We start from the raw sequence: 13,494 nt of genomic DNA, 5'->3' as shown, positions 1-13,494 counted from the left end.
ACTTAATTTTTTTGCATAGTAGCCAGGCTTAATCTTATTAACACCAATGTCTACAACGACCCAAACTCGCTTCCGTCCAGATCTTGTCATTACGGAAACCCAAAAAGTAGGAGATCAAGCAAAATCCTATTTTATTAAAAACCCTACATCTGGAGAAACCTTTTTACTTAGGGAGGAAGAACTCTTTATTTGTCGACTATTGGATGGCTCTTCTGATTCTCAACAAATTATTTCCTCATTTAGTGAGTCTTTTAGTAAAGTTCTTACAGAAGAAGATCTACGGAATTTTATTGAACAGATTAATGGACTTGGCTTATTAGAGCGGATTCCTACTATCACTAACGACCGGGGAGGAGCAATCACAGAAAGTGCCTCTGAAGCAAAATCCTCTGCTGCTGTAGAGGATGAAGACAATGAATTTACAGAACTACGCTTCGTACTGTATAACCCAGAACCTACTTTTAATTTTTTGGCTGCTGTCACTCGGCCATTTAATCTCCTATTTGTTGCACTAACGTGGCTGCTGATTCCAGGATTCTTTGTTGCACTCCAACTCTTCTTCCGGCAACAAGCTCTATTCTTGTATGACCTTACTAGTATTGATAAAGAACTTGATTATATCAGTTCCTTTTTGTTGTCTCTCATTAGCGTCAATATTTTTAGCCGCATAGTAGCAGGAGCAGTATTCGCCCATTTTGGTGGACAAGTTAAAGAACTTGGTATCCGACTTCATTTTGGCATCCTTCCTCGCTTTTTTATTAGTAGATACGGTCTCAGAAAGACATCTCGATCTGTAAAGCTCTGGTCTTACTGTTCAGCTCCTGCGGCAAGAGCATTTATATTTATTGTAGGAATTATTGCCTGGTATGGATTTCGAGGAACAGGTACTCAGTTGGCTTATTGGTCAGCAATGATAGGCCAAGTTGGGCTGGTTTCCTTTTTGCTAATCGCTTTACCACTTCGTCAATCTGATGTATTCAAATGGGTAATAACCTATTATAATTTACCTCCCCATTTATTCCAGGAAGCATTCTACATTCTGCTAGCTAAGTTGAAATTTAGACCCTTGCCAACTACTATTTCTCAACGTAAGCAGCAGATATTATTAGCCTATGCTTCTGGACTAATATTAGTTTGGGGATATCTGGTTTTATCTATTGTCCCTGATATCTCAACTAAACTCGAAAGTATCTTTCCAGGAATTTTAGGAAGAGTGACTAGTTATATAGTCTTATTTCTTGTTATAGTTGCCTTTATACGTTGGCTTGCTTTCGTGATTCCAGAAGTCACAAGGTTCAACCGAAAAAAAACGGTTACAAGTTCAACTTCTACAAACTCAGAGAAACTAATATCTACAAAAGATAAAGCTGTCCAAAGTGTCAGTAATTTTCTGTCTAGTAATTGGATTCAGCTAACAGTATTAGTTTGTTTAGCTATTATTCTTTGTCTTCCTTTCTCCTACTCACCTGGTGGAGAACTGCAATTAATACCGCCAAGCCAGGAACAAATTCAAGCGCCTGTTGAAGGCAAAATTACTCAAGTCTTTTTTAACGGTGGTGATGGCCAACGAATCGGTAAGAGAACAGTTGTTGCCAATATGCTTTCCACGGATATTGAGAATAAAATTCAAACCTTGCAAGAAAAAGTCAAGGAACAACAAGCCAATATTGACAAGCGACAGGCTGAACTTAGTAAGTTGGTAGCAGGTGCGAGAAATGAGGAAGTTGCTGTAGTAGAAGCACAAGTAAGCATTATCCAAAATGAAGTTTCTGCTGTAAATGCTCAGTTAAAAGCAGCCATTGATGAAGTTGAAATCGCCAGGAAGGGCTTGCAAAAAGATAATGCCCAAGCTCAATATAGTGGTGCTTCAGCAGATCGGCTAAAAGTATTGTATCGAGAAGGCGGTATAGGCCGTGAGCTTTATGAAGATGCTAAGAAAAAACATGAAGTGGATCTAATTCAAATTGAACAAGCACGGCAAACCATAGAACTCAAGAAGAAGAACGTGGATGAAATGTATCAAACATTGGCAGCCAAGCAAGATAGTCTCAAGCAAGCTCGTGCGCAACTAACTCTAATACTTAGTGGTTCTCGTAAAGAAGATATTGAAGCAGCTCGCCAAGAAGTGAAAGCATCTCAGTCAGAATTAAAGCAGTTACGCAAGGAATTGGAATATCAACAAGCTCAAAAGAAAAGCACTCAGTTATTGATGCCTTTCAATGGATACTTAGTAGACTCGTATCTCAATCAGAAAATTGGCACTTACTTGAAGCAAGGAGAAAAGTTTGCCGTTGTCCAAGATAGTAATCTGCTATTTGGCGAAATTCGAGTTCCTGAATATGATGCCGGTGAAATTGAGATTGGAGATCGAGCTGAAGTCAAGTTACTGTTATATCCCAATAATCCTTTCTCCGGGAAAGTTGTTTCTATAGAACCTGCGACTAAAGTTGAAACTGATTCCAAAACTGACCCTAACTCTTCGATTCAAAGTAATCTTACCCAAACTAATCGAGTTTTCAAAGTTATAATTGATCTAGCTAATTCTCCCCAGACATTAAAAACTGGAATGTCTGGCTATGCCAAAATTGATGCTGGTAGAAAACCATTATTCGTACTACTGACTCGGCCATTAGTTAGATTCATTCAAATAGAAATATGGTCTTGGTTGCCTTAATATCCAAATATGTTGTAGTTACATCATGTCATTTCCTCAACCTGTAATTATACTGGCATCTCCGCGCTCTTTTACTTCACTAGTCTGTGCCATGCTGGGTCAGCATCCAGAAGCTTATGGAGTACCAGAAATAAATTTGTTTGTCAAAGAAACTTTGCAAGAACTGGTAGATGTGAGCCAGGGCGCGCGCCAGTTCATACTTCATGGATTGTTGAGGACAATCGCACAACTTTACAGCGGTGAGCAGACTATAGAATCAGTGGCAATGGCTCGCCGCTGGATTGGACAACGACTTGATTACAACACAGCAGATATCTATTGGGATCTCTGTAATAAAGTTGCTCCTCTACGAATTATCGATAAAAGTCCCGCATACCCCAAACAAATTACAACACTACAACGTATCAATAAAACTTTCCCTGACGCTTATTATCTCTACATTACTCGTCATCCCCGAGAACAAGGAAAATCAATGATGAAAGCGCCCCAAGCTGTTGCGGAGCTAGCCGTCGCTGACTCTCTTGACTATTCTGTCTATCCCCCTGTGATTGATCCTCAATATGACTGGTATAGAAGTCAATCCAGAATTTTAGACTTTCTGAATACAATTCCAGCTCATCAACAGATGTTTATCCGCGGGGAAGAAATCATTAGTAATCCTGAGGCATACCTAGATAAAATTTGTCATTGGTTAGGTTTAAGTTGGAATGAGTCAGCTTATCAAGCTATGTTACGTACCGAGCAATCTCCTTATGCGTGCATGGGTCCATATGGAACTGAATGGGGAAACAATCCAGGATTTCAAAAGTCCCCGGTTTTTCGTCCATCAACTAGTAAAATATCGAAATTGGCAGGTCCATTGCCTTGGTCTAAAGATAAAAAAGGATTTCTTCCTGAAGTTCTTTATCTAGCGAGAGAACTAGGATATGAATAACTCAAGGTGTTGAGGGGGCAAAAACGATTAACATGGATAAAAATTTCGGTGTAGGATGACAGATGGATTGGTGAATGGCGAGAAGTGCTGGGATGTGGTGGGAAGTGTTGGGATGAGGGGGTTCTAGGGATTCCGCGCTAGGGTTGGTTGCGACAGATGGTTTGGTGGACGGTGTCGCTAAAACGGCAGATGGTTTGGTGAACGCGCCACTTGGTTTGATTTTGATTTTGTAGTAAGTTTTTATTCTTGCAGGGCAAGGCTTGTGGCGATTTCTCTAGCAAAAAGCGTAGTAAGGCTCTATGCGATCGCTCTTTTATCAGGTCATTTATGCTAGAAACCCAGTTAGGCTATTGCTTGGCTGGGTTTCTGTTTAGTGTGGGTTGTCTAATTGTAGGTGGGTTAATTCTCGTAGTTTTAGTTGATTTAATAAGTCCCAGATTTTTTCGGTAAGGTGGCAGCTTTCGTAGTCTCCATGATCGCAAACGGTTTTCATTAGCTCTCTAACTTGATCTTCGGTGGTGATGATTTGAGCTAGTAGGTTACTCACTTTTTCATTTTGTCGAGGGACTCTTTGTTCTGTTGGGTTGTAAAGAAAGCGTAATCGACTTTTTCTTGAATAGATTCGACTTGTTTATTGAGTTGCCGTAGATTTTCTTCTACACGGACCTGCCCCTGGGATGTGGACTGGGTGATTGTTGCTATATGGAGGATTGCGGCTAAAACCATTGATGATAGTCCAGCAGATAGATATGGCAGCAATTTGTTTTGGTCGTTAAGAATCATTTTTAGGTGATTTAGGTTTTATTTGATCTAAATTTCTATCTAATTTCTATAAGGGGATGTGTGTCTATAGTGTGAAATTGCAGGGTTCTATTTATAGTACAGGTGTGCTATAAATATTTTGTTTAGTTCTGACTGCGTTTTTTAAGTATTTATAACTATGAGTAAGACTTCTGGGGCTTTGAGTAAGCTAGGCACTTTGCTGGAATCATTAGCTTATGTTCTCATTGACTTGATTAAATCTAAGCCTGATGATTCTGCGTTTAGGGCTGAGGCTGAGGCTAAGATTGCTGAACTTTTGGCGGTTGATGAGGCTAATGCCCAAGCTCTTGAGGTGAGTAATGAAGCACTTCAAAATCTAATTGATACCGCTCTTGCTGCAACCTCGCCATCTGTAGAAGTTCCCCCGCCTGCTTTAGACGGTGAATTAGGCTAATTCTGGTAGATTTGGTGATGTACTTTTGACATTATCTGCCCTCCTAAAGAGGGCATTTTTAATGTGAATTTTTAGTACGTTTGTATTATTGCTATAGTTTTAAGCTGTAATTGCAAATGTTGGACAAGGCATTTTTATAGATTATGGAAATGCCTTGATTTATATAAATATGTGACTTTAATTGAGCAAGAATTATTATGTTAGACCAATTCCGAAGTGTGTACCCCAACGGGTGTTTAACCTCTGAAGTTACGCATATTTTTAAAACTGAGTTTGTGGTGCGAGTAACTGTAATTGTTGATGGTGTTGCTCGCGCGACGGGTTTGGCTATGGATGTTCGAGTTACTGTTGCTGAAGATATAGCTAGAGCTAGGGCATTGGCTGTTTTGGGGATTATGGAAATACCTAAACCAGTTATTTCGCCAACTCAGCCAGGTAGGATTGTGGATCTGTCTGATTTGATAGCGCAGACAGATGTTCATATGCAAAGGCTTGGTTGGACGGCTGCACGGGGACAGAATTACTTGCTCAACACCTATGGGAAACGTGGAAGGGTGATGTTATCTGAGCATGAATTGAGAGAGTTTCTGGAGTTTTTGAAGTCACAGCCTGGGGTGAATGCTGCTGTCTGAATCAGGATGTCCAGGATTTAAGGATTAACAGGATGACAATGTGTAGGAAATGTAAGTTTTTTGATCATTCATTTTGGTGGGGTATTGAGTTTTGCAATCATCCTTCTGAAGATGATGGTTTTTGGGAGGATGAGTGCAAAAGTTTTGAGCTTTTGTCTGAATCAGGATGCCCAGGATTTAAGGATGCACAGGATTGAGTGTTGGGTTTCGTTCCTCTACCCAACCTACACTGCTGATGTTGCAGGGGTTTAGCGATCTAAAAAATATTCTTTGGCTAGGTCTAAATAGTATTGGTGGGCGGTTTTATCTTTGTAAACGGATGGTATTTGAGCAAAGGTGGCGTTAGCTATGTTTGCGTAGCCTGGGATTTCAAATATCTCACGATTTCGCGTGGTTGATGTGTAGTGTGGGTAGAAGTAGGGGAGAAGGTTAAAGGGGTTTTCTGAATCTGCTTTGGACTGTTTGATGATGTAGTCTATGGCTTTATGGGCGGCTTCTTTGGCGGGTGTGGTAGTTTTTTCACCGTTCCAAAATATGGGTAGAGCTATGGGTGTGCCGTCTTTTTTGAGTTGTTGGATTTTTGGGATGTAGTGTTTGATGGCTGTGGCGGCGTTGGTTAGAGAGAAGATGTTGTTGTGTTTGGTGGGGATTAATATTACGTCTGCGGCGGTGAGGGCGCTGATGCTGAAAAATCTCCAGTTGGGTGAGGAGTCTATAAGGATGTAGTCGTAGTTGGTTTTTACTTTGTCTAATATTTGTTTGAGTCTGGGAATTTTGAGTTGTTTGATGAGTTCTTGTTCGCTTTTGTTGCCTAATTCTGTGTCACAAGGTATTACGTCAAAACTGAAGGTCTTTTTTATAGGTTTAAATTCCATTGAGTAAGTTTGGAGTACATTTTTGATAGAAATAAGGTCTTTTTTATCTTCTAAAAGTGAATATAAAGTATCTTTATTTTGTTTAATATTTAATGATGATGTTAAGTCTCTTTGGTTGGGGTCGAAGTCTACGGCTAATACTCGTTTACCTTGCAAGGTGAGGATTGCAGCTAGGTTGACGGTGGTTGTGGTTTTGCCTACGCCACCTTTGTTGTTGTAGATGGTGACGGTTAAGGCTGTGGCTGGACTGTGTATTTTCTGTTTGATTTGTTTGATGATTTTAGTGATGTTATTAGTGTCTATTTCTAGACATTGCGTGGCGGGATGAATGACTTTACCGTGTTTTCTGAATAGTTGCAAATGGGATGAGTTGGTGATGATACCCCATTCTACGGTTTTGCAGTTTGGGGAAAGCAGATATTTTTTTAGTTGTTTGACGGTTTTGTGATATTCGGTTGTACTTTCGGCAAGGTTTATATCTTTGCCTTTGATTTCAATTAATATTTTGGGGTTGGTTTTGGTGTGAAGAAATATATCTGTGTCATCTGGGTTGTGGCGTAGGGCAAAGTCTACTGCTTCGTTACCATGACCTGTGCGGTATTCAGGAAATACTTCTGTGGGGGTGAAGCCGAGTGCCTTGAACAAGTGAGGCATGAATAATGAGCTAATTACAGGTTCCTGTGCGCTGTCAGGAAGACTGGCTAGGGCTTGTTCAAGGGTTTGGTTTGCCATGCTGGGGTTGGGGGGTAGAATGCTTGCTGGTAATTGACCGGGACAGTAGGTTTATGTGTCGGGATGCTACTGTGAAAGTTTAAAGTTGGACGTTGTTAGAAAACACTGGAATTGTTTACAGGCAGGTGTTTTCGGGATTTAGGATTCGTAAGTTGGACGTAAGTTGGACGTAAGTTGGACGTAAGTTGGACGTAAGTTGGACGTAAGTTGGACGTAAGTTGGACGTAAGTTGGACGTAAGTTGGACGTAAGTTGGACGTAAGTTGGACGTAAGTTGGACGTAAGTTGGACGTAAGTTGGACGTAAGTTGGACGTAAGTTGGACGTATGCTTTAAAAACCGCAGCGGACGTGATTCAAGCTTTGCAACCTAAGAAATATTCGCAGATGTCGGCTGAGGAGTTGGCTGAAGCTGACGCGGCTATGGCTCGGATTGAACGACAACCGGAAATGGTGCGTGATGGTGATTATTTCTGCCGTTTGTGGCGGGAAATCAAAGCTGGTAAATCGATTCTGGCTGATGACAAATCTTGGATGCTTCATTACATGAAAACTCCAGATGGAAAGGGTGTGTTGATGTTCTTGGATGTCTCTGAGGAGCAAGTGAGGGCGTTGGCATCATGACTGATGAGGAAATTCTTGATCTCACTGATGCCGATAGGTGGAACCCTGCACACTTTGGCGAACCGCCGCCATTTTTACGGGATGGGTTGCAATTAACTATCTTTTTTGATTGTAGTGAGGAACCGCCAGACCCTCATGATTTTGAGGATTTAGAAGAGTTTAAGGAGGCTTGGAAGTTATGGAAAAGGTTGTTTCTATATCTGGTGAAGAGATTTTAGATGTTTATGGGCAAATTAGCTAAGTCGAAACTAAAATCGGAACCGAAAAAAGGGGTTTAGCACCGCTAAACCCCTTACAGTTATTGGTTTTTGTTGTTCAAGTTAGCGGATTTTTCTGTTGAGTTTATTAAGCCAGAAGCCTTTTTGCCATGCTTCTGCATCCTGAACGATGGTAATTACTTCTTCTGTCCCAAATACTGGGGTGACACTGACGTTAAATTTCCACAGGCAATCGTTTTTGTGATCTTCGTAGGTGTAGCTGTAGGTTTCACATTGTCCATGTGCTAATGCTCGTTTGATGTGATGTATGCGCGGTTCGGAAATTTGCGGGTCTACGATGCTAGATGGGTAGCCGATGAGTTCTTCTCTGGGTTTGTTCAATCTTTCTGGGATATCTACGCAGAGGTCAAGGTAGATGAATCCGTTGGTTTCGTTGCTGCCATGCAGGGTGACGGCTACGGATGAGGCGCTGATGGCTTGCAGTAAGGACTGGTGCTTTTGAGCGCGTTTGATGATTTCGAGGTTTTCTGGCATGATCACGGGGATTTTGAGGGGTGAGATGGAACTCAAATCAAGGGATGTGTTCAAAAATGCCTGAATTTGTCCGTCAAGTTTTAAGTTTACTTTGGTTGATAGGTTTATTGCTCGCAGGATGTTTTTGATGGTTGACTGCTTTTCCCATAGTTGCTTGGCAATGTTTTCGTTATTACCGCAATCTATCAATATTTCACTGTCTTCACTTTTGCCAACTAGGAATACGGAAGAATGTAGTAAGGCTTCTGTAATTACAGGGAAACAGCCGAATAGTGTACGGATTTCGGTTTTATCTAGTAGCAGTTCAGTATGCCCTAGTCCTTGGATTAGTTCTAGTTCTTTTTCGTGAAAGTGTGTTAAGAGAGGATAGTTCTGTACAGTTTCATCGTCCGGTTCTTCGTAGGTAATGAGGACTGCATAGATCCAGCCAGTTCCATCAAGAAATAAATCGTTACCTGAGTTGAGTAAATCAGACCATAGCTGATGCTGGTATTGGTAGCCGAAAATTGTACCTTCTAGTAAGTAGTCGCTATTGGTATCTTTTATGAGGCTTTGGACGCGATCGCCTACATTAAATTTGCGGAAGGGTAAGTTGACCAGTGGGAAATTTTTCATTGTTATGCACTCCTGAGTTAGATTTCTGTTGCGTCTAAAATGTTTTGAAACCAGCGTAGATTTTGAATTGTGGTTTTGCTGGTGGTGGCAGTGGTGAGGATGATGCGGCTGTATGGCTTGCCTTTTTCTGTGGGGATGTACGGGGGATTGTTGCCGTAAGGATTTTTCTCTTGAAAGCCTTGCTCTATCAGGAGTGTGTTCACCTTCTGTGCTGTCCAGGAGTTACACAGGGTGCGGGTATTGAGCATCTGTGCAAGCTGTGTTGGGTTAAGTAGTTGGCTTTCAACCGGGGCTTCTAGGATGCGGTTGGCTATTTCAGTTGCAGCTGTTAGTTCTGGGTAACAACTGGCTATGGCTTTGAGTTTGATTTGAGCGACTATTTTGGGGTCTATGTCGTTCAGGGTGGTATCAAATAAGTCGGATATGTCTTTGATTGAGGGCGTGGTGAGTATGATTCCGCTTGTTTGTGGTTCGGTTAATTTGGACTTTTCCTGTGATTGATGTTTGTCGATTTTGTTGACGAAGGAGAATGTTTCTTCGTGCGGTTGGCGATTGGTGATTTCGCGGATGAAGGGGATAGCTGACACTACCCACTTTTTGAGTCGCTTGGCTTGGGGACTGCGGCTTGACAGGATGAGGGAGTAGAAACCGGATTTGTTGACGCAAAGCATTTTTTGACGACCACGCGTGGTGGGCAGTGGGTGTAGCCGTTTCTCGTAGTCATCCAGTTTCTTGGTTTGGTGGTCGAAGCTGATTTCCAAAATGGCGCAGATATCGGCGGCAGACCACCAAGGATCTTCGGCTGTACCCATGAAACGAATTTCGTGGTTTTCAAATTTGAGTTTTAACTCTAAGGCTGTATCTGGCAGTTCAGGCGTGATTGTGATTGTTTCTGATTCAATCTGTTTGGGTGGGTTGTGTGGTGTTTCTATTTGGTCTTGGGCTTTTTGTTCTATAACGCGCTTTAGTTCTCTGTTTGCCCAGATGCGGAATTCTACACTTACCCATTGGGCTAAATCAATGGCAATTTCAGGGTGTACCCATGTTCCTTGCGATCGCCTTTGCTCATCGTTTCCACCCCTAACTACGAGTACAAGTTCAGAAACGGGAATTCCCGTTTCTGTCGAAAGCGCCTCCCAGTAAGCCTTTGTGCCTTTTAAACGAGCATAATCATTGAATTGTTTCTCGCTTGCATCGCACATCTGAGTGGCATTTACGTAACCTGCGGGAATGTTGAATTTAGCAATTCTGGCTTCTTGAGCTAACTGATCTATGACGTGATCGTTGTAGAAGTGTGTTTGAATTGTTATACTGTTCATGGTTTTAATGAGATATGAATTTGGGGGGTCTAGCATTTTAACCCCCTAAGTACGAATTTCTAGGCAGTAACAATCGCTTCAATAGCTTCCGTATCTGTTGCCCATTCCTGAACTTGATTGGAATTGACGGGCTGGGATATGTAAAAGCCATCCAGTCGGCGATAAAATGTACCGAGCAAGCGCATACCGTGCCAAACGCGGTACATTGAGCCAAAGTCGGGGTCGTCAATGGAATCTATTTCGATTTCTGGGGGAATTGGGGAGATTGCGGACGCTTGCTGCTCAAGGTGTGCATATAGCTCAATTTGAGCCATTGCGTGTTCATCGCAAGGCTGTGACATAATAAAGGAAATCCTTTTTCATGAATGGGTTGAAGAGAAAGTGATCGCTTGAAGTTTTCCAGGCTTGTGCGATCGCTTTCTTTATGTTCATAACTTAACTCATCACGTTATAGGTTGTCAACTCATAACGTGATAATTTAATATAAAATTGCTGCGTTAAGCCTAAAGCTAAACAGAAAAAAGCAATGATGCGTGTATAAGCAATGAAAGTAACGAAAACGCTGTCAATTGAGACTCCCGGATTAGGCGCAAAAATAAAATTGACCAGAGAATCCGATCCTCGGTCTTTAAAAGCGATTTGCGAAGCGGCTGGTATATCTCAAATGAATTGGTATCGAATTGAGAAGGAACAACAAAGCCTCCCAGAAGAAACGCTTCGCAAGATTGAAGAAGTTTTAGGTGTAGATTTTGGCGTAAGTTTTGACGATTAATTTATTAGCAAATCTAAAGCAAGAATTTACACATATAGAAAAACAATGACAGGTTTAAGTTTTGAATATCAGGAAAATTTGCAGGTATTGATTGAGCAGTGGCTAAAACAAGAAGAGGAGGGTGTGCAGTTTCCTGTTGATTTTGATGTAGCTTGGAAGATTGCGGGGTATTGCGATAAAGCTACTGGGAAAAGAAAGCTTGTCTCTAAAAAGAGTTTTTTGAAGCAAGATCAGGATTATCAAATAGAGAAAGGGATATTCCGCCGATCTACCGAATCGGAGCTATGCGGGCGTTCTAGCGATTTAATCAAAATGACGTGCGACGCTTTCAAGCATTTTTGTTTATTGGCACAGACTGAGACAGGACATAAGACTAGGCAATATTTTATCGAGTGCGAGAAAAAATTGCGGTCAAGAGAAAAAGCTGCTACTGATTCTAATACTCTGAAAAATTTAATTAAACAGGAATTAGCAAATTTTATAGAAAATGAGATTTTTTCTAAGAAAATCTATCATACCGATAGTCCGGTTAGTCCTTCAATTCAGCAAATTTCGGAGTTGTTAGACGCATTTTTGACAAAAACTCCAGAACATGAGGCGACGAATATTAAATTGCTGTTGGTTGCACATTACTACCCAGAATTGCAGGTTGCAACTCATGTAGTATCGGCCGTTAATAGGCTTTACGCTCGTAGTGGTGCTTTGCTGACTGTGGCGGAACTTACAGAAATTATCAAGCAGCGATATCCCAAATTTCCATACTGGCACAATGGCCTTGTTCAGATGATTCTAGTTAAGTGTGGGTTTCAGGAAAGAGTTGCTAATAATGCCTATGCGCCTACGGAGAAAGGCGTAAGGTTTAGCGATAGGGTGGATGGACAGTTGCTTTGGTACAGCGATATTTTGTGTATTGAATGTCTTGTTGGAGAATTTACTAGACTGAACGAGAGCGATTGACCTGCGAAGTTTTTTTAGATTAGAAGAGATTTATGAGGTCGGGGATGGGTATGTGCGATTAGATTATGGAGGGCGGAAAATACCTTTTTGTGATGTAATTTTAATTTCGCCACTCTCCTGATTTACACTTGTTTTTTTTAACTTGGATATTATTAATTAATCCCTGGCACTATTTGTCAGGGATTTTGTTATTAAGTAGTACAAATGTTTTAATATATAGATATTATTTGACTTTTTAACAATGGAAAACAGCGATATTTCTGAAGTTTTGCCCAAAACTCTTAAAGATTTAAATAAATTAATTGGACTAGATGCTACTCTTTCCCTGGTAGAGAAATTTGGCGGATCAGCGCTCTACATCCCTAAATCCATAAAAGAGGGACACAAGCTCTCCTACCTTGCTTATGAGCATATCGAACTATTGGTGCGAGAATTCGCGGGTACTTTTATATACATCCCTCTATGTAGAGCGATGGAAAAAAGCGTCAGAAATCAAAAGATTGCTGAAAAAAGACAGTCTGGAACTATTGACGCTTTAGCAAAAGAATTTAATTTGAGTCGAAGATATATTTGGTATCTATTAAAAAAAGAAAAGGATAACAATGCCTCAGAGGTCAACGATCAGTCTGTTACCTGAAGATATTCGAGCTTGGTTGAATGCCAGCTTGATTAATAAGGCATTTTCGGGATATCAGGATTTGGCTAATGCGTTGGCGGAAAAGGGATATGAAATTAGTCGATCATCAATCCATCGTTACGGCGTAAAGTTTGAGGCACAATTAACTGAATTGAAGGAAGCTACCGAACAGGCTTTAGCGTTGGCAGATGCTTGTGGAGATGATCAAAATGCCTTGGGGGATGCTCTCACTCGCTTAACGCAAATGAAGGCTTATCAGGCATTAATGGAGATGTCTGATGTCAGGGAGATGTCTTTGCCTCAGTTAGGGCGAATGGTGGCGGATTTGAACCGCTCTAGTGTGACGGTGAAGAAATACTCGGCTGAAGTGCGGAAGAAAATTGATGAGAAATTAAAGATTTTGGAGGCTGAAGCGATTAAGGCTGGGGGTGAAGGAGATGAGAATCCGCACTTAAAGACTTTAAAGCGGGTGCGTGAGGAAGTCTACGGACTGTTTTAATTATGACTGCAATACCTTTATACGATTATGAAAAGTTGTGGTTGAAGGATAAGAACCGATTCAAAATTGGGATGTTTGCCCGTCAAACTGGCAAGACTTTTACAACGACTTTGGAGGTTGTTGATAGCTGCTTTGCATCTCAGGCGATGGGTAGGAAGAAGCGGTGGGTGATTCTCTCTAGGGGGGAACGTCAGGCTAAGGAAGCGATGGATGAGGGGATTAAGTTGCACTCTAAGGCGTATTCCCTGACGATTGAGTC

17 protein-coding genes are annotated in these 13,494 nt (G+C 41.3%); 11 read left to right on the top strand and 6 right to left on the bottom strand.

Annotated elements, in window-relative coordinates; translation table 11 throughout:
* The first annotated feature begins 46 nt into the window (after window positions 1–46).
* Both ANA7108_RS0106775 and ANA7108_RS0106770 read left to right on the top strand, forming a co-directional pair.
* Window positions 47–2,674, top strand: coding sequence for an HlyD family secretion protein (locus ANA7108_RS0106775; protein ID WP_016950018.1), 2,628 nt, complete (start codon window positions 47–49; stop codon window positions 2,672–2,674).
* A 25-nt stretch (window positions 2,675–2,699) separates the two neighbouring features.
* Window positions 2,700–3,608, top strand: coding sequence for a sulfotransferase (locus ANA7108_RS0106770; protein ID WP_016950017.1), 909 nt, complete (start codon window positions 2,700–2,702; stop codon window positions 3,606–3,608).
* 370 nt (window positions 3,609–3,978) lie between these two features.
* On the opposite strand, the gene ANA7108_RS30120 is transcribed toward ANA7108_RS0106770, so the two are convergent.
* Both ANA7108_RS30120 and ANA7108_RS0106760 read right to left on the bottom strand, forming a co-directional pair.
* Window positions 3,979–4,155 carry a hypothetical protein gene (locus tag ANA7108_RS30120; protein ID WP_158318348.1) on the bottom strand — a complete coding sequence of 59 codons (177 nt, stop codon included), beginning with the start codon at window positions 4,153–4,155 and terminating at the stop codon, window positions 3,979–3,981.
* Entirely contained in the window at window positions 4,152–4,391 is a 240-nt protein-coding gene (locus tag ANA7108_RS0106760; RefSeq protein ID WP_016950015.1) for a hypothetical protein, read from the bottom strand. Before ANA7108_RS0106760 ends, ANA7108_RS30120 begins: the two co-directional genes overlap by 4 nt.
* A 157-nt stretch (window positions 4,392–4,548) precedes the next feature.
* Between ANA7108_RS0106760 and ANA7108_RS0106755 the strand changes: the two genes are divergently transcribed.
* Together ANA7108_RS0106755 and ANA7108_RS0106750 are read left to right on the top strand one after the other, a co-directional pair.
* Window positions 4,549–4,824 (top strand): hypothetical protein, encoded by a 276-nt coding sequence (locus tag ANA7108_RS0106755; RefSeq protein ID WP_016949806.1) that lies wholly within the window; start codon window positions 4,549–4,551, stop codon window positions 4,822–4,824.
* A 197-nt stretch (window positions 4,825–5,021) separates the two neighbouring features.
* Window positions 5,022–5,456, top strand: a complete 435-nt coding sequence (locus tag ANA7108_RS0106750) for a hypothetical protein (protein WP_016950014.1) — start codon at window positions 5,022–5,024, stop codon at window positions 5,454–5,456.
* Between the two features lie 248 nt (window positions 5,457–5,704).
* Here the strand turns inward: ANA7108_RS0106750 and ANA7108_RS0106740 are convergent, their stop codons facing one another.
* Window positions 5,705–7,063: a ParA family protein gene (locus ANA7108_RS0106740; protein ID WP_016950012.1), complete on the bottom strand. Its 1,359-nt coding sequence runs from the start codon at window positions 7,061–7,063 to the stop codon at window positions 5,705–5,707.
* A 348-nt stretch (window positions 7,064–7,411) separates the two neighbouring features.
* Here ANA7108_RS0106740 and ANA7108_RS0106735 point away from each other — a divergent pair, with 348 nt between their 5' ends.
* Both ANA7108_RS0106735 and ANA7108_RS0106730 read left to right on the top strand, forming a co-directional pair.
* Window positions 7,412–7,684, top strand: a complete 273-nt coding sequence (locus tag ANA7108_RS0106735) for a hypothetical protein (RefSeq protein WP_158318347.1) — start codon at window positions 7,412–7,414, stop codon at window positions 7,682–7,684.
* The gene (locus ANA7108_RS0106730; RefSeq protein WP_016950010.1) at window positions 7,681–7,902 is read left to right on the top strand and encodes a hypothetical protein; all 222 of its coding nucleotides are present in this window, start codon (window positions 7,681–7,683) and stop codon (window positions 7,900–7,902) included. Before ANA7108_RS0106735 ends, ANA7108_RS0106730 begins: the two co-directional genes overlap by 4 nt.
* Window positions 7,903–8,004: 102 nt before the next feature.
* Here ANA7108_RS0106730 and ANA7108_RS0106725 read toward each other — a convergent pair whose 3' ends face one another.
* From ANA7108_RS0106725 to ANA7108_RS26950, 3 genes are read right to left on the bottom strand one after another with little or no spacing between them, the layout of a single operon-like run.
* On the bottom strand, window positions 8,005–9,051 hold the full coding sequence (locus tag ANA7108_RS0106725) for a hypothetical protein (protein WP_016950009.1): 1,047 nt from the start codon (window positions 9,049–9,051) through the stop codon (window positions 8,005–8,007).
* A gap of 17 nt (window positions 9,052–9,068) precedes the next feature.
* Window positions 9,069–10,370 carry a KilA-N domain-containing protein gene (locus tag ANA7108_RS28130; protein ID WP_016950008.1) on the bottom strand — a complete coding sequence of 434 codons (1,302 nt, stop codon included), beginning with the start codon at window positions 10,368–10,370 and terminating at the stop codon, window positions 9,069–9,071.
* 59 nt (window positions 10,371–10,429) lie between these two features.
* Entirely contained in the window at window positions 10,430–10,711 is a 282-nt protein-coding gene (locus ANA7108_RS26950) for a hypothetical protein (RefSeq protein ID WP_016950007.1), read from the bottom strand.
* A gap of 203 nt (window positions 10,712–10,914) precedes the next feature.
* On the opposite strand from ANA7108_RS26950, the gene ANA7108_RS0106710 reads away from it, so the two are divergent.
* The 5 genes from ANA7108_RS0106710 to ANA7108_RS26945 form a co-directional block, all read left to right on the top strand.
* Window positions 10,915–11,142, top strand: coding sequence for a helix-turn-helix domain-containing protein (locus tag ANA7108_RS0106710; RefSeq protein ID WP_016950006.1), 228 nt, complete (start codon window positions 10,915–10,917; stop codon window positions 11,140–11,142).
* A gap of 45 nt (window positions 11,143–11,187) precedes the next feature.
* Entirely contained in the window at window positions 11,188–12,099 is a 912-nt protein-coding gene (locus ANA7108_RS0106705; RefSeq protein ID WP_016950005.1) for a hypothetical protein, read from the top strand.
* Between the two features lie 241 nt (window positions 12,100–12,340).
* Window positions 12,341–12,736 carry a Mor transcription activator family protein gene (locus tag ANA7108_RS0106700; protein ID WP_016950004.1) on the top strand — a complete coding sequence of 132 codons (396 nt, stop codon included), beginning with the start codon at window positions 12,341–12,343 and terminating at the stop codon, window positions 12,734–12,736.
* Complete coding sequence (locus tag ANA7108_RS0106695; RefSeq protein ID WP_026104023.1) at window positions 12,702–13,235, top strand: DUF3486 family protein; 534 nt, start codon at window positions 12,702–12,704, stop codon at window positions 13,233–13,235. Before ANA7108_RS0106700 ends, ANA7108_RS0106695 begins: the two co-directional genes overlap by 35 nt.
* Before the next feature lie 2 nt (window positions 13,236–13,237).
* Window positions 13,238–13,494: terminase large subunit domain-containing protein (locus tag ANA7108_RS26945; protein ID WP_042490293.1), on the top strand; the 257-nt coding region annotated here is incomplete at its 3' end.

It is taken from the genome of Anabaena sp. PCC 7108, from assembly GCF_000332135.1.
Lineage (GTDB): Bacteria > Cyanobacteriota > Cyanobacteriia > Cyanobacteriales > Nostocaceae > Anabaena.
Note: the sequence above shows the minus strand (reverse complement) of the source record. Positions and strands in the feature narration are given on the sequence as shown.